This is a genomic window from Microcoleus sp. D2_18a_D3, from assembly GCF_036702455.1.
Taxonomy (GTDB): domain Bacteria; phylum Cyanobacteriota; class Cyanobacteriia; order Cyanobacteriales; family Microcoleaceae; genus Microcoleus.
On the sequence record NZ_JAUBTK010000010.1, the window covers coordinates 100,510 to 115,604 of the forward strand.

15 protein-coding genes are annotated in these 15,095 nt (G+C 45.3%); 11 read left to right on the forward strand and 4 right to left on the reverse strand.

All coding sequences use genetic code 11. The features are described 5' to 3' along the window. The first annotated feature begins 30 nt into the window (after positions 1-30). The 8 genes from cpcA to QUB06_RS07340 all read left to right on the forward strand — a co-directional run bounded on the left by cpcA (position 31) and on the right by QUB06_RS07340 (position 7,373). Positions 31-519, forward strand: coding sequence for a phycocyanin subunit alpha (gene cpcA / locus QUB06_RS07305; RefSeq protein WP_006631256.1), 489 nt, complete (start codon positions 31-33; stop codon positions 517-519). Between the two features lie 148 nt (positions 520-667). Next, on the forward strand, positions 668-1,483 hold the full coding sequence (locus QUB06_RS07310) for a phycobilisome linker polypeptide (RefSeq protein ID WP_333434725.1): 816 nt from the start codon (positions 668-670) through the stop codon (positions 1,481-1,483). A gap of 193 nt (positions 1,484-1,676) precedes the next feature. Further along, positions 1,677-2,546: a phycobilisome linker polypeptide gene (locus tag QUB06_RS07315; protein ID WP_333146100.1), complete on the forward strand. Its 870-nt coding sequence runs from the start codon at positions 1,677-1,679 to the stop codon at positions 2,544-2,546. 18 nt (positions 2,547-2,564) lie between these two features. Then, entirely contained in the window at positions 2,565-2,981 is a 417-nt protein-coding gene (locus QUB06_RS07320) for a phycobilisome linker polypeptide (protein ID WP_333434726.1), read from the forward strand. A 242-nt stretch (positions 2,982-3,223) separates the two neighbouring features. Then, positions 3,224-4,057: a HEAT repeat domain-containing protein gene (locus QUB06_RS07325; protein WP_333434727.1), complete on the forward strand. Its 834-nt coding sequence runs from the start codon at positions 3,224-3,226 to the stop codon at positions 4,055-4,057. Between the two features lie 419 nt (positions 4,058-4,476). Then, a complete protein-coding gene (locus QUB06_RS07330) occupies positions 4,477-6,447 on the forward strand; it encodes a hypothetical protein (RefSeq protein ID WP_333434728.1) in 1,971 nt (656 codons plus the stop codon). A 1-nt stretch (position 6,448) separates the two neighbouring features. Continuing rightward, positions 6,449-6,625, forward strand: a complete 177-nt coding sequence (locus QUB06_RS07335) for a hypothetical protein (protein ID WP_333434729.1) — start codon at positions 6,449-6,451, stop codon at positions 6,623-6,625. Positions 6,626-6,746: 121 nt separating this feature from the next. Then, positions 6,747-7,373: a HEAT repeat domain-containing protein gene (locus QUB06_RS07340; RefSeq protein WP_333434730.1), complete on the forward strand. Its 627-nt coding sequence runs from the start codon at positions 6,747-6,749 to the stop codon at positions 7,371-7,373. Here the strand turns inward: QUB06_RS07340 and QUB06_RS07345 are convergent. Beyond that, complete coding sequence (locus QUB06_RS07345; RefSeq protein WP_333144464.1) at positions 7,362-7,655, reverse strand: DUF2103 domain-containing protein; 294 nt, start codon at positions 7,653-7,655, stop codon at positions 7,362-7,364. The genes QUB06_RS07340 and QUB06_RS07345 overlap by 12 nt on opposite strands. Before the next feature lie 100 nt (positions 7,656-7,755). Then, positions 7,756-8,223, reverse strand: a complete 468-nt coding sequence (locus QUB06_RS07350) for a response regulator transcription factor (RefSeq protein WP_333434731.1) — start codon at positions 8,221-8,223, stop codon at positions 7,756-7,758. 170 nt (positions 8,224-8,393) lie between these two features. Here QUB06_RS07350 and QUB06_RS07355 point away from each other — a divergent pair, with 170 nt between their 5' ends. After that, the gene (locus QUB06_RS07355; RefSeq protein WP_333434732.1) at positions 8,394-9,377 is read left to right on the forward strand and encodes an Rpn family recombination-promoting nuclease/putative transposase; all 984 of its coding nucleotides are present in this window, start codon (positions 8,394-8,396) and stop codon (positions 9,375-9,377) included. A 123-nt stretch (positions 9,378-9,500) separates the two neighbouring features. Next, positions 9,501-9,827, forward strand: a complete 327-nt coding sequence (locus QUB06_RS07360) for an antibiotic biosynthesis monooxygenase (RefSeq protein ID WP_333107428.1) — start codon at positions 9,501-9,503, stop codon at positions 9,825-9,827. Here QUB06_RS07360 and cas6 read toward each other — a convergent pair whose 3' ends face one another. Then, positions 9,828-10,709, reverse strand: a complete 882-nt coding sequence (gene cas6, locus QUB06_RS07365) for a CRISPR-associated endoribonuclease Cas6 (RefSeq protein WP_333434733.1) — start codon at positions 10,707-10,709, stop codon at positions 9,828-9,830. Between the two features lie 190 nt (positions 10,710-10,899). After that, complete coding sequence (locus tag QUB06_RS07370; RefSeq protein WP_333434734.1) at positions 10,900-11,982, reverse strand: class I fructose-bisphosphate aldolase; 1,083 nt, start codon at positions 11,980-11,982, stop codon at positions 10,900-10,902. A 224-nt stretch (positions 11,983-12,206) separates the two neighbouring features. On the opposite strand from QUB06_RS07370, the gene QUB06_RS07375 reads away from it, so the two are divergent. Then, positions 12,207-14,837, forward strand: coding sequence for a M1 family metallopeptidase (locus QUB06_RS07375; protein WP_333434735.1), 2,631 nt, complete (start codon positions 12,207-12,209; stop codon positions 14,835-14,837). Positions 14,838-15,095: the final 258 nt, after the last annotated feature.

The following is a 15,095-nucleotide window of genomic DNA, read 5'->3' on the forward strand; positions in this document are numbered from 1 at the left end:
ACAACACAACATTAGGGAGAAACCAGAACAATGAAAACCCCTTTGACTGAAGCAGTAACCGCAGCCGATTCTCAAGGCCGTTTCCTGAGCAGCACTGAACTGCAAGTCGCCTTCGGACGTTTCCGCCAAGCAGCAGCCGGTTTGGAAGCAGCCAAGGCTTTGACCGCCAACTCTCAGCGCTTGATCGACGGTGCAGCTCAAGCTGTGTACAACAAATTCCCGTACACACAACAAATGCAAGGCCCTAACTACGCTTCTACCCCAACAGGTAAAGCCAAGTGCTCTCGCGACATCGGCTACTACCTGCGGATGGTAACCTACTGCTTAGTTGCAGGCGGCACCGGTCCGATGGACGAGTACCTGATTGCAGGTGTTGACGAAATCAACCGGACATTTGAATTGTCTCCTAGCTGGTACGTTGAAGCTCTCAAGTACATCAAAGGCAACCACGGTCTGAGTGGCGACGCTGCAACTGAAGCGAATTCCTACATCGACTACGCAATCAACGCTCTAAGCTAGATTTGCGTGATGCCCGGAATTGTAAGCTGCTGTTAGCTTAAGTGTTAGCGGTTGTTTAGAATTCCGGGCATCTGCGATCCAAGCCTAGTTTTGCAAATACTTTTTTAAGCAGTTTTCAATTTTTAAAGCAAAAAAGGAAGAAGCGAAAATGGCGGGATTAGGTGCAGCAGAACGGTTGGGAATAAAAGCATTTGAAGAAGCGGGACGGGTAGAACTGCGCCCCCACTGGACGCAAGAGGATGCGAAAGCAGTAATTCGCGCTGCTTACAGCCAAGTTTTCGGCAACGAGTATTTAATGTCGAGCGAACGACTTACCAGTGCTGAATCTCTGCTGCTGCAAGGGCAGATTTCAGTGAAAGATTTTGTGCGGTCAATTGCACATTCCGAAACTTATCGGAAAAAGTTTTTTTATCCGAACTCGCAAACGCGGTTAATTGAGCTTAATTACAAGCATTTGTTGGGCCGCGCTCCTTACGACGAGTCGGAAATTGCTTTCCACGTTGATTTGTACAATGCAGAAGGCTACGAAGCTGAAATCAATTCTTACATTGACTCAGTTGAGTATGAAGAAAATTTTGGCGAAAGTATAGTGCCTTACTATCGCGGTTTCGCGACTCAAAGAGGTCAAAAAACCGTCGGTTTTAACCGGATGTTTCAACTGTACCGGGGTTTTGCTTCTAGCGATCGCTCGCAAAACCAAACCCAAGCCCGGCTGACTTGGGAAGTAGCGAGAAATATGGCTTCGCCGATATACACGGCCTCCACCGGAAAAGCCCTTGGTGGCACCTCCGGCGGTTCTCGCGACCAACTCTACCGAGTCACCGCAATGCAAGGTTCGGCTAATTTTTCGCCCCAAGTGCGGCGGACTACTACCGAATATCTCGTGCCTTACGAGCAACTTTCGAGCCGCTTGCAGCAAATCAACAAACGTGGCGGCAAAGTGGTAAGTATTACCACAGCTTAAAGTTTGTGTATTGACGTTTTTTTGAAACGTCTTTAGCAAATTAGGACTAAGGCTAAAAAATTCTTCAATTTTATGTGGATATGTAAGGTGTGCAGTGTACACCCTACTTTGAGGCATATTATCTTTAGTCCTAAAAATTTCAAGTGCAACCAAGCATAAAACTTTTGTCATTAATAATTTAGGAGAAAATCTGGTGGCGATTACAACAGCAGCGTCCAGACTAGGAACATCCGCATTGAGCGATGCGCCGAAGGTAGAACTGCGCCCAAACTACACCAAAGACGACGTTGAAACTGTGATTCGTGCGGTTTACCGTCAGGTGCTGGGCAACGACTATTTAATGAAATCCGAGCGACTTATAAGTTCCGAGTCTTTGCTGCGGGACGGCAGTTTGACGGTACGAGAATTTGTACGCGCTGTAGCTAAGTCAGAACTGTACAAAACCAAGTTTTTCTACAACAGCTTCCAAACTCGGACGATCGAACTAAACTACAAACACTTGCTCGGTCGCGCTCCCTACGACGAATCTGAAGTAGTTGAGCACTTAGATTTGTACCAAACACAAGGCTACGACGCTGATATTGATTCTTACATCGATTCAGTAGAGTATCAAGAAAACTTTGGCGAAAGTATCGTGCCTTACTACCGCGGCTTTAACACCCAGCGCGGTCAAAAAACCGTCGGTTTTACCCGGATGTTCCGGTTGTATCGTGGCTATGCAAACAGCGATACATCTCAACTAGAAGGCAATAACTCTCGCTTAGCTGTCGAACTCGGCACTAACACCGCTACGGCTGTAGTTGGGCCTTCTGGCGGTAACGAAGGTTGGGCATATCGGCCTTCTGCCAGAAACGTAACTCCCAGCAGCACTTTCGGCGGCGCTGCAGCTTACGGCAAAGAAGGACGGCTGGTGCGCGTGGAAGTTTCGGGCATTCGCACGGGCGGCTATCCCAGCGTGCGCCGCAGCAGCAAGGCTTTCATCGTACCTGTTGAGGAGTTGTCCTCGCAAATGCAGAAATTTCAACGCATGGGCGCGAAAATCGCCAGCATTACTCCAATTTAGTCAGTTGGCAGTTGGCAGTTGGCAGTTGGCAGTTGGCAGTTACTAGCTTTTAGTCAACAGTCAACAGTCAACAGTCAACAGTCAACAGTCAACAGTCAACAGTCAACAGTCAACAGTCAACAGTCAGAATTACCAATTACCAAGAAGCTTATGTTGGGTCAAATTGTAGGTGGAAAAAGTGGCAATACAGCTTCGGCTGGTCGCTGCTTTCGGTATGAAGTTGTCGGCTTGCGCCAAAGCGATGAAACAGATAATGTGGATTATTCGATTCGATCGAGCGCGAGTACATTTATCAACGTGCCTTACAATCGGATGAATCAAGAAATGCAGCGGATTACTCGCATGGGCGGGAAAATTGTCAGCATTCATCCTTTAAACGCGGGTGCAGAATCATCGCATGAATCATCCCATGAATCATCGCACGATCACCAATAGTTTGGTTGCAGGGGCGATGAAAATCGCTCCGGCACAAGCTACAAGGGGCGATGAAAATCGCTGCTAGACAAACAAAGTCCACTCCAAGCGGACTAAGAGTTAATGTAACCCGCCCAGGCGGGTTTTGTCTGTTTAGTAGCGATTTTAATCGGCCAGTTTCCCTAACCCTTGCAGGTTTTTTCTGTGTAGCAGCGATTTCAATAGCCGAATAACTAATAACTAATAACTAACAACTAATCACTATGGATTATTACGAATCCGACTCAGCGCCGGCGGGTGTAGCTGAGGGCGAGTCTTTAACTGTTGAACAGGCGATCGCAAATTTGCACTCCCAAGATTACAGTCTCCGGTATTATGCTGCTTGGTGGGTTGGCAGATTTAGAGTCAAGGAACCGGCAGCTATTGCAGCTTTAATTGCCGCATTGGAAGAAGAGTCAGAACAAACAAAAATCGGCGACTATTCCCTATTACGAAATGCGGCGCGGGCTCTGGGTAAATTGGGCGACAAACAAGCCTTACCGGCCCTGATTCGTTGTTTGGAATGCGCCGATTATTACGTGCGGGAAGCGGCCGCTCAAGCTCTAGAAATGCTGGGCTATCGCGATTCTATTGAGCCGCTAATGAAGCTATTGGATGGGGGCGTAGCTGTGGCTGTGCGAGTGCCAGGAAAATCGCACCTCGTGCAACCTTACGACTCGGTAATTGAAGCTTTGGGAACGCTGAAAGCCACAGAAGCAATACCGCTAATTTCACCTTTTTTAGAACATTCTGTGGAGCGGGTGCAGTACGCTGCGGCGCGGGCGATGTATCAGTTAACTGGTGAGCGGGTGTACGGAGAGCGGTTGGTAAGTGCTTTGAATGGGGATAATTTGCAGTTGAGGCGATCGGCTTTGATGGACTTGGGGGCGATCGGCTATTTGCCGGGAGCGCAAGCTATTTCAGAGACTTTAGCAGAAAATAGCCTGAAATTGATTGCGCTCAAAGGAGTTTTGGAGCATCACCTCAATCAACAAGAATCTCTATCTTTGTCAGATGAAGCTATCCAAGTTATGAACTTAATGGATAGTTTACTTTGATCAAAATTAGTTTGCAACAGCAATAGGATGGCTTTAGCGATTCTCAATTTTCTCGCGTAAATTCAGGAAACAGCACTTTTCAGGAGACAGCACATTTCAGGACACAGCGCCGTGCTGTTTCCCTACCGCATATCTGTATTTCATGGAGTTGAGAACTGCTATTTTCTCGCTTTTATCCGGGTGAACCGATCGCTGATGATTTGATGGAATGAGGGAGGAGGCTTTAGGTACTAATTTTTATAAATTTCAGTGAAAATACTGAGGTTTGTAGCTGTACTTGGTGAAAGCTAGCCTGTTAAAATAATATTACCATCTGGATGAGTTTTCAGTTAAAAAAGTTTGGGTTTTGACTGCGGGCGATCGCGGAATGCTGGGAGATGGTTGTGTAGCAGCTAGAAGTATAAATCGGGGGATTCATCATGAGCAACGATCCTTTTGAAGTCCAGGTGCAACATTTTGCAGCGCTTAAGTCCAAGTATCAAGCAACAAAATATGAAGATTCATCTCCTTCTAGTCTTCTGTATCTCATCCTGCGAAAAGCTGATTTAGAATGTGCAATTACCGACTTCGAGTGGGATTGGTTACTAAACCAAGAGCTTTTGGAAACAATAAAAGCTATCGAGCAAGAGCCACTACATAAGGCTGAAGAACGAACAAAACTAGATGCTAATTTTTCTCAACTCAAGTCTAAGTTCAAAGTAGCCAGACATCGCGATTTACGGCTATCCAGTCCTTTGTATCCTATCCTTTGGAAACTTGACTCAGAAAATCAGCTAACTGACTTAGAAGTTAAATACCTGCAACAACAGGGGCTTACTGAAACAGTTGCTATCGTTCAAGAGATGGCGCGATTTGCTGCACTAAAGGCTAAGTACCAAGCAACTGAATATCCAGATTGTTCACTTGATAGCCCCTTGTATCAAATTCTCAAGCAACTGGATGCACGAGAAATATTAAGTGATGTAGAGGCTAACTGGCTGTTCAATAACCAACTGGTTGATACTCTAGAAATTTTTTGGCAACAAAAAGCTGTACGGGAAGCTAAGTTTGCCCAACTCAAGGATAAGTACAAAGCTAGTGAATACCCAAAAACATCTGTCTCTAGTCCGTTGTATCCCATCCTGAAAAATCTTGAGGCAGATAAGCAGTTGAGCGAGTCAGAACTTAACTGGCTGGAAGAGCATCAACTTAGCGAAACGCTTAGCATTGTTTTGGAAATTGAACAGCAACGGCACTTTGCTCAACTGAAGGTTAAGTATAAAGCTACTACTTATGAGGATTCATCCCTCTCTAGCCATCTGTATAAAGTTCTCAAAAAAATTGATTTAGAAAGTCAGCTAGGTGAGCAGGATATTAACTTTCTGAAAAAGCGTAAACTAACTGAGACAATTACTCTGGCGCTTGACAAATATGCTGCTAGTCTCAAGTCCAAAATTCAATCGGGAGAGCCGTTGAGTGAGGCTGATTTTGATTGGGTGAAACAGAATGGACGTGATGATGTAATTACTTTTGCTATTGAAAAGTATGTGGCTAGTCTGAAATCCAAAATCCAATCGGGAGAGCATTTAAGTGAGGCTGATATTGATTGGCTGAAACAGAATGGACGTGAAGATGTAATTACTTTTGCCCAAGAAAAGGAATTTTCTGCTCTGAAGTCTAAGTATGATGTGTCGAACTATAAAGATCGGGCACCTTCTAGTCCGTTGTACGCAATTCTGCAAAAACTGGATAAAGGAGAGCGACTGGAACCAACAGATGTTGCTTGGCTTGAGGAGAATAAAATTGAAGCATCTCAACCCAGCTATAGCTATTATGGGTGGCAGGAAGAACGCCGATATCAAGGGCAGAGACTCTTCTCTGGCAAGATTTTTACAGCTTACCACAAAATCGAAGCACTTTTTTATGAACAGGAGTACAAAAATACTGGAAATAAATGGAAGTTGCCTAATGCCAGCAGTCATTGGCGCAAGGCTGAACAACCGAGAAGTGCATTGAAGCTGACAGAACATCTGGACTTCGACAAAATTAAAGAAAATAAGCTCAAGTCAGCTTTGCTAACAACTAGGGGCGGTGCTTTTCGAGATATTAATAAACTAGATGATACGGAAAGATGTGCCCTAAAAGCTATTGAGTATCAGCCTCAGAGTCATCATCCTTACACTTTGATGGGAGCTATTTGTTTTGAGCGGAGTCAATTTTCAGAGGGTGAGCGTTGGTTTAACGAGGCAATTAAACGCGGTGCTTCACCCAGAGATCAGGATGCGGAAATGAAGCGGGTTGTCAAAAATGCTAAAAATGGGAAGCGTCGGGAAGTTGTGGAATATCTGCTGAAAAAAGATCCGCAGCGGTATGCTTGGGCTAAGTTTTATCGGAACCGCCAAGACGGTTAGGATGCACACCGCAACACCTCCTAGGGCGGGTATGGAGTCGAGTTTTTTGCGGATTCGACTCTTTAACCAAGACTGTCCTACTTCGAGCAGGGGAAGCTTTCCAAGTCGATCGCCGCGCCTCACCCACGCTGCAAAAAGTTCGATCGCGCGATCGACCCAACCTACAATTACAATATAGCCATCCTAAATCATTTGTAAATTTCTTACTCCCTCCCCTTGATAAGGGGAGGGTTGGGGTGGGGTCAAAAATTTACGACTCCTGCAAGGATTACAATAGTCACGGTAAAGCTTACAAATAAATGGCATTAGAACTAATTCAGGCTGTCGAACAAGCAGATTCTTCCGAAGGCTTGTTAAACTCCGTCAAAGCACTGGCGGCAGCTTCCTCAAAACAAGCAATTCCTACCTTAATTACAGTCCTCGGTTACAACAACCCAGGCGCCGCTGTTGCCGCCGTTGACGGGCTGATTCAACTCGGAGAAGCTGCGGTGCTGCCGCTTCTAGAACAGCTTGACGGCTACAATTACGGGGCGAGAGCTTGGGCTGTTCGGGCTTTGGCGGGAATTGGCGACCCCAGGGGTTTGGAGATTTTGCTCGATGCAGCGGCGAATGACTTTGCTTTGAGCGTGCGGCGGGCGGCGGTTAGGGGTTTGGGGACGATTTACTGGGAATTGATGCCGGCAGAACAAATTGCAGATGCTCAACTTCGCGCTGTGAAAACGCTACTGCAAGCGTCCCGAGATCCAGAATGGGTGGTTCGCTACGCAGCAGCGGGGGGTTTGCAAGCTTTGGCGGGTGCTGCGACTGTTAAACCGGATTGGTTAGCGGAAGTTTCGGCCCGACTTGAGGAAATCACCCAAAGCGATGAAACTACTTCAGTTAAGGCTCGGGCTTTGCTTGCTAAGAAAATATTGTCACTTGGCTAGGGTTTGGGCGATCGTCTCTTCCAAGTCCCCTTGAGTGAGAGTCGTTAATATAAAGACTTCTTGTACGGTTTTGCCCTGTCTGGCGATGATTTTAAATCCCCCGCGGATGGGTACTGACACTCTTAATGTCATGCGGGGGATGTGTCCTTTAACTTTGTTGATGACCCCAGGCGTGACTGTTTGAATGCCCATTTTTAGGGTGAGGCGCTCTAAAATTGGTATCAAACCGGGAAGGTGGGTAGAGTGATTCCAAACAAGGCGGCCTTTGGGTTGTGCGTTCATAAATATTTAACCAAATTCAACATACCCAGTCTAAGCCACCCCTGGGGGGAACCAATTTGAAATTCCCTCAACTTATGTATCCATAACGTTACTGTGCGTGTCATTGCGAGCAAACCGAGGCAATCTCAAACCGAGATTTTTGATTGCTGGCGCGCAAGCTGAGATTTGATGGTGCAGAATTGTCCTGTACTTTTTGATGTTGTGGGTTGCTAACTGTCGGTTTTTCTAGTTGAGTGGCGATCGCCGCGAGCATTTCTGTGGCGCTGCAAGGTTTCTGGAGATAGCCGTCTGCTTTGAGTTCCAGGACTTTTTCCATCTCCGAGGCTGTCATAAAAATAAACGGAATGCTGGCGGTTGCAGGGTGCGATCGCACGGCTGCGAATACTTCAAAACCGTTTAGTTCCGGCATCATGACATCAGACAAAATTAAATCTGGAATTTGGGCAGCTAACTGGATACCAACTTTTCCATTTTCAGCGCCTACAGCTTCAAAACCGCGCGATGCCAGAAGTTCTAATACCATTTCTCGGATTAAGTTATTGTCTTCAATTACTAATATTTTGGTCATTTTTGTTACTTTTATGTTGGTTTTATTTTTACTTGTATGTTAAATTTATATCACCCGTATTTTCATAAATTCAAGTGGGCTATTGCAGCTACCCAGTTTTCGCAGCCCCGAAGCGATCGCGCTTCATCAAAATCTTTCATAAATCAATAAAACAGATTAGGAAAAATATCATGAAATTTATCAGCCCTAAAACAGACTTTGCCTTCAAAAAAATCTTTGGTTCTACCGACAGCCAAGACATCCTCATCAGCTTCTTAAATGCTCTAATTTACGCCGGTGAGCCAATCATCCAAGACTTGCAAATTATTGACCCTTACTCGGCTGCTACCGTTAGCGGACTCAAAGATAGTTATTTGGATGTCAAAGCTCGAATTACCGGCAACAAGACGGTAATTATTGAAATGCAAGTTCTGAATGTAGCCGCTTTTGAAAAACGAGTCATCTACAACTTAGCCAAAACCTATGCCAACCAACTCAAAATTAGAGAAGGTTATCCTAGATTACAACCAGTAATTGCTTTGACGATTACTGATTTTGAAATGTTTAAAGAACAACCTGATGTTATTTCTCATTTTGTGTTTAAGGAAAAAGAGAAACTATTTGATTATCCCCATCTCCAAGTTGAAATGTTTTTTGTCGAGTTGCCGAAGTTCAAAAAAGAGTTAGATGAACTCACAACTTTGACAGATAAATGGATTTATTTTCTGAAAAATACTCCCGATCTAGAAACAATCCCAGCCACAATGGAAACAGTTCCAGAACTAGAAAAAGCTTTTCAAATTGCCAATGAGGCTAACTTAAGCTTGAAAGAGTTCGAGGATATGGAAGCCCAAGAAATGGCGATCGAAGAACAGCGGGGAATAATTACTAGGGGCGTAGAAGAAGGTCTGGAGCGAGCTTTGGAGCGAGCTTTGGAGCCAGCTAGGATTCAATTGATGCAAGAAGGCCGTCAAGCAGGGATGCAAGAAGGGATTAGAGCAGGTCAAAGAGCATTAATTCTGCGTCTGCTGGAGCGACGAGTAGGAGCCGTAAATCCCGATGTAGTTTCGCGGATTGGGGAATTATCGGTTGAGCAATTAGAGAGTTTGGTAGAGGAGGTAGTCGGATTTTCTAGTTTATCCGATTTAATGGTTTGGTTGGATAGAGCAGAATAATCGAAAGATCGATCGCTGTTAGGTTTTTTTAGGTCGATCTACTTATAAACAGCGATATTCACAAATTTCGGGCGATCGGGTAAAATATAACTTAGTGTATCGCTATTAAGTGAGGAAAAAGATATGTCAGAATTTCTCGACTTTCTCCGACATCAGTTTGCCTACGTTGCCATTGGCGAATTTAAACCCGGAAAATTTGAAGCTGCAGAACAACTTTTTGAAAAAGCCGTTGCAACTTATGCCACAGGTTTTAAGGGAGCATACCTGCTGCAATTGCCCAATACAGACAAAGGTATTGCCATCATTTTTTGGGAAAGCGTAGAAGATATGGCAGCCAATCAAAGCGAAGCTTATCAGGAAATATTGAAGCAGATGGCGCCTTTGTTTGCGAAAATACCAGACACTGATGTTTATGAAATAGTCAGTGAAATTCAGCCCAAAGGTGAATAATTAAAAATCATGCAACCGGCGCGTCATTCCCATTCCCATCGGCGTCTTTCGCCCGACTCCGCTGTAAAGCGCAAAATCTGCTAAAGTGTTAATTTGCTTGATAGTAGCAGGAGCTATATCTCCCATAATTCGGTAACTAATATCGCCGACGCAGCCAATAAATTTACTGCGAGAATCCGTACTAACTTCTGTTCTGATATCGAAGAAACTGGGAAAAATAGCTTCTGTGAAAGTAGGTTCGATCGCAATCGTGCTGTACTTGTTCCAGCGATTAGCTAAACTGCCAAAAATACTCTCACGAGTGGGCATAGCACTATCGTAGACACCTTGCCGAAAATTAGTAGGAGTGCAAAAACTTAAAGCAATTTGGCGCTCAGTTTCCGAAGCTCTATCGAACAATTCGGCGTAAGTACAAAAGTTGACCCAAGGCTGGTTTGATTGCGGTTCGCTCAAAATATTAGTAATGTATATATTTGTCGGGCCGAGATGCCAAGGGCGAGCGAAATTAAGTTGCTGCCAAAGTTGAGTTAGGCGATCGAACAAACCGTCATCCAGCAGAGAAATTCGCCACCAAATCGGCGTATTTTCCTGAATAGCTTGCTTGTGTTCCCACTGTACATCCTGCGAAATTGTGCGGGAAGCCGGAGCCAAAACTCTCTTTTGTGGCGGGGGCGTGGTGCTTTTGTAAGCCTCTTTTCTGCTTACTTGAAAGGGGCTTAAAGTGAAAGCTTTTTCATGAGATTGGTCGTGCAGGTACGCGCTCAAATCGCTGTCTACAGCACTCACAAGGTTCAAAAATAAAGCGTGGAGATGCCGCCCCGTTAAAAACTGGGATGGAATTGGTGCAACTGGCCGCAGGTTTAAAACAAGGCTGTGGGGCATTTTTAAATTATATACTGTGTCTGTATATATGTTCAGCTAGTATTAATACTACAGCTAAGTTGCAACTTAGATTAAGGAATTTTAATCACGTAAGGTGCACAGTGTGCACCCTAGGTTTACGAAGATTTGTGGGTCGTGCACACCTACGTTTAGGTTGTGATATTGAGGCCAATCTCTGTGCGGTAAATTTTTAGGCGATCGAGATTTCTGGCGACAAATAAACGTCTTGAATGGCGTGGAACAATTTTACGCCTTCTTCAAAAGGACGCTGAAAAGTTTTGCGGCCGGAAATTAAGCCGCAGCCGCCAGCGCGCTTGTTGATTACCGCCGTGCGAATTGCTTCGGCAAAATCGCTTTTGCCGGAAGCACCGCCGGAGTTAATTAAACCCATCCTTCCCGCATAACAGTTGAGCACTTGATAGCGAGTTAGATCGATCGGGTGATCCGTTGTCAAATCCGAATAAACGCGCTTGTCTGTTTTGCCGTAACTGTGGCCGCTAGCTTTAGCCACAGCTTCGTAACCGTTGTTGCATTCTGGCAATTTCTGCTTGATAATGTCAGCTTGAATTGTCACTCCCAAGTGATTTGCTTGCCCGGTTAAATCGGCTGCAACGTGATAATCTTTGTCTTGTTTAAAGATATCGTTGCGGAGATAGCACCACAAAATTGTCGCCATTCCGTATTCGTGAGCGTGGGCAAAAGCTTGACTGACTTCTTGGATTTGTCGCGTCGATTCCGGCGAACCAAAATAAATTGTTGCTCCGACTGCAACTGCTCCCAAATTCCAAGCTTGTTCGACGGTCGCAAACATTACTTGGTCGAATTGATTGGGATAAGTTAGCAATTCGTTGTGATTGAGCTTGACAATAAAAGGGATTTTATGCGCGTATTTGCGAGATACGCTTCCCAAAACTCCCAGGGTTGTCGCGACAGCATTGCAGCCAGCCGAAATTGCTAATTTAATGATGTTTTCGCTGTCAAAATAAATGGGATTCGGTGCAAAAGAAGCGGCCGCCGAGTGTTCGATTCCTTGGTCTACTGGCAGGATGGATAAATAGCCGGTATTTGCCAAGCGTCCGCTAGAATAGAGTTGCTGAAGCGATCGCAAAACTTGGGGAGATCGATCGGTTTGAGCAAAAATGCGATCGACCCAATCCGGGCCAGGCAGGTGCAAAAAATCTTTAGAAACTTTTGCTTGATGGGTGAGCAAGTCTTCGGCTTCGTCGCCCAGCCAAGACTCGATGGAATTGGGAACTGATAGTGTAGCTGTCATGCAGATTTCCCTCTGAATTTCAATTACAGGCTGATGATTGCAGACATTAACCTTGCTGATATTGTAACGAAAAAATCATATTTTCCATCCCCTCAACGATAGACCCAGTTTTTAACAAGTTAGCGACAACAGCAGCTAGGACGCGCTACTCTATAATAAGCTGGCAGTTCAGCCGGATCGGCGCTGCCAGCGATCGCCGCTCGACTCACAACTTTGCCATCACAATGTCAAATACTTACTTCGATTCTGAAAACGCTCACAAATCCTTCGAGATGCCCGGTGCTCGGCCGCATTACAACCCGGATCGCCCCGGTCAAGTAGAGCACATTTTCCTCGACTTAGTGCTGAATATTCCCAAACAAAGCTTTCGCGGCACTTGCAGCATCCGCATCAATCCAGTCCGCAGCGGTATTGACAAATTAACCTTAGATGCGGTCAACCTCAACATTGAATCGGTAAAAGTTGGCGAAACCGAGCAAAATTTCGACAGCGACGGCGAAGTGCTGCAAATTCAACTGCACGAACCAACAGAAGCTTACCAACCAATTACTATTGCGATCGACTACTCGGTCGAAAAACCCCAACGCGGCCTTTATTTCGTCGGCCCGGACAAAAACTATCCAGACAAACCAACACAAGTTTGGACTCAAGGCGAAGACGAAGATTCCCGCTTCTGGTTTCCCTGTTTCGACTATCCCGGACAGTTGGCAACTTCCGAAATTCGAGTGCGAGTTCCCAGGCAACTTTTTGCCATCTCCAACGGCGAATTAATTAGCACAAAAAACGACGGAGACGAGAAAATTTATCACTGGTCGCAAACCCAGGTACACCCGACGTACTTAATGACCTTAGCAGTCGGAGATTTTGCCGAAATTAAAGACGAATGGAACGGCAAACCAGTTAATTATTACGTGGAAAGAAGCCGCGAAGCAGACGCTAAGCGCAGCATGGGCAAAACGCCTCAAATGATTGAATTCTTCTCTGAAGCATTTGGCTATCCTTACCCTTTTCCCAAATACGCTCAAGTCTGCGTCGATGATTTCATCTTCGGCGGTATGGAAAACACTTCCACAACTTTGCTAACAGATAGGTGCTTGCTAGACGAACGCGCCGCCCTCGACAATCGAGGTACTGAAAGCTTAGTAGCCCACGAATTGGCTCACCAATGGTTCGGCGATTTAGTAGTAATCAAACATTGGTCTCACGCTTGGCTGAAAGAAGGCATGGCTTCTTATTCCGAGGTGCTGTGGACTGATAAAGAATATGGCAAAGAAGACGCGGCTTACTATATGTTAAATGAAGCCCGCAGTTATTTAGCTGAAGATAGTTCCCGCTACCGCCGCCCGATGGTTACTCACGTTTACCGCGAAGCCATTGAATTGTACGATCGCCATTTGTACGAAAAAGGTGCTTGCGTCTATCACATGATTCGCGCCGAGTTGGGCGACGAATTATTTTACAAAGCAATTCACACTTTTGTGCGGGATAACGCTCACAAAACTGTAGAAACGATCGATTTGCTCAGGGCGATAGAAAAGGCTACTGGTCGCAATCTCATGTTTTTGTTTGACCAGTACGTTTATCGTGGCGGTCATCCAGATTATAAGGTTGCTTATTCCTGGGATGGCGACAGCAAATTAGCAAAAGTTACTGTCACCCAAACTCAGGTAAAAGATAGCAAAAATGGCAACGGCAACAGCAAAGATGTATTTGATTTGAAAATCCCGATCGGCTTCGGTTACAAGCCGGAAAAAGAAGCAGATGATGACAGTTGGGCACGTTCAACCCCGAACCTAAAAACTTTCACAGTCCGAGTGCATGAGCGCGAGCAAAGCTTCTATTTTCCCCTTGAAGAGAAGCCGGCATTTATCAGTTTTGATGTAGGCAATAAATACTTAAAAACTGTTGCGTTAGAGTATGGAGTTGCAGAACTAAAAGCTCAGTTGCAGTTCGATCCAGACCCGGTTTCCCGGATTTACGCTGCTCAAGCTTTGGCGAAAAAAGGAGGGCTGGAAGCGGTGAAAACGCTGTCAGAAGTTCTCAAGAAAGAGCCGTTCTGGGCAGTACGGGCAGAAGTTGCCGGTCAGTTAGTTGAAATTAAACTCGACCAAGTTTTTGAAGGTTTAGTAAGTGGTTTAAAAGATAAAGATGCTCGCGTTCGCCGCGCTGTGGTGAATGCGCTGGGTAAAATCCAAACTCACGAAACTTATAAAGCGCTGAGATCGATCGTCGAAAAAGGCGACGACAGCTATTACGTAGAAGCAGCAGCAGCGAGTGCTATGGGCTCAATTGCAGCGGCTAACCCCGACGAAAAACCGACCGACGAACAGGTACTCAAAGAGTTAAAATTGGTGCTGAAAGAACGTCAGGGGTGGAATGAGGTAGTGCGATCGGGTGCGATCTCCGGTTTGGCGCAGATGAAAACTTCTGAAGATGCGCTGAATTTAATATTGAAATACACAGCCGCCGGTACTCCGCAAGCTTTGCGCTTGGCTGCAATTCGAGCTTTGGGCACAATTTCGACTGGTCAAACGAAGGTCAATTTAGAACGGATTTTGCAGCGATTGGCAGAATTATCTAAAGAGACGTTTTTCTTGACTCAAGTCTCTGTAGTAGTGGGATTAGGACAAATGCAAACTCGCAAAGCAATTCGCATTTTGCGTTCTTTAGCTGACCAAACTCCCGATGGCCGCGTTCGCCGCATGGCTGATGAAGCTGTGCAAAGAGTGCAGAAAAATGCTGGTTCTGATGCAGCCGTAAAGCAGTTGCGGGAGGAATTAGACCAGGTGAAAAAGGAGAATCAAGATTTGAGGAGTCGGATGGAAAATTTGGAGGCTAAGGCGAAGAAAGATTAGGTGTAAAATCCTACCAACGCAGATAAAAGCAGATATTGGCGATCGGCTTTTATCTGCTTTTCGGTAGAGGATTTCGCGCAGTTATAATAATATTATTGTTCATTGGGAGTGCAGGGGAATTTCCTATTTTGCACAGAGGGGAAAAACCAAATATCTCTATTCTCCACTTTGTTGTCTCAACTGGGGAATTATCGAGAATCAGAATGCAATTTTTTTTAATTTGTAAAGCTTTGATGTAGCAGCTTTTTTACCAATAAA

Excerpts from the sequence above, each read along its gene's own strand:
- cpcA (WP_006631256.1), top strand. The coding sequence starts at position 31 with ATGAAAACCCCTTTGACTGAAGCAGTAACCGCAGCCGATTCTCAAGGC.
- QUB06_RS07310 (WP_333434725.1), top strand. The coding sequence starts at position 668 with ATGGCGGGATTAGGTGCAGCAGAACGGTTGGGAATAAAAGCATTTGAA.
- QUB06_RS07325 (WP_333434727.1), top strand. The coding sequence starts at position 3,224 with ATGGATTATTACGAATCCGACTCAGCGCCGGCGGGTGTAGCTGAGGGC.
- QUB06_RS07330 (WP_333434728.1), top strand. The coding sequence starts at position 4,477 with ATGAGCAACGATCCTTTTGAAGTCCAGGTGCAACATTTTGCAGCGCTT.
- QUB06_RS07335 (WP_333434729.1), top strand. The coding sequence starts at position 6,449 with ATGCACACCGCAACACCTCCTAGGGCGGGTATGGAGTCGAGTTTTTTG.
- QUB06_RS07340 (WP_333434730.1), top strand. The coding sequence starts at position 6,747 with ATGGCATTAGAACTAATTCAGGCTGTCGAACAAGCAGATTCTTCCGAA.
- QUB06_RS07345 (WP_333144464.1), bottom strand. The coding sequence starts at position 7,655 with ATGAACGCACAACCCAAAGGCCGCCTTGTTTGGAATCACTCTACCCAC.
- QUB06_RS07350 (WP_333434731.1), bottom strand. The coding sequence starts at position 8,223 with ATGACCAAAATATTAGTAATTGAAGACAATAACTTAATCCGAGAAATG.
- QUB06_RS07355 (WP_333434732.1), top strand. The coding sequence starts at position 8,394 with ATGAAATTTATCAGCCCTAAAACAGACTTTGCCTTCAAAAAAATCTTT.
- QUB06_RS07360 (WP_333107428.1), top strand. The coding sequence starts at position 9,501 with ATGTCAGAATTTCTCGACTTTCTCCGACATCAGTTTGCCTACGTTGCC.
- cas6 (WP_333434733.1), bottom strand. The coding sequence starts at position 10,709 with ATGCCCCACAGCCTTGTTTTAAACCTGCGGCCAGTTGCACCAATTCCA.
- QUB06_RS07370 (WP_333434734.1), bottom strand. The coding sequence starts at position 11,982 with ATGACAGCTACACTATCAGTTCCCAATTCCATCGAGTCTTGGCTGGGC.
- QUB06_RS07375 (WP_333434735.1), top strand. The coding sequence starts at position 12,207 with ATGTCAAATACTTACTTCGATTCTGAAAACGCTCACAAATCCTTCGAG.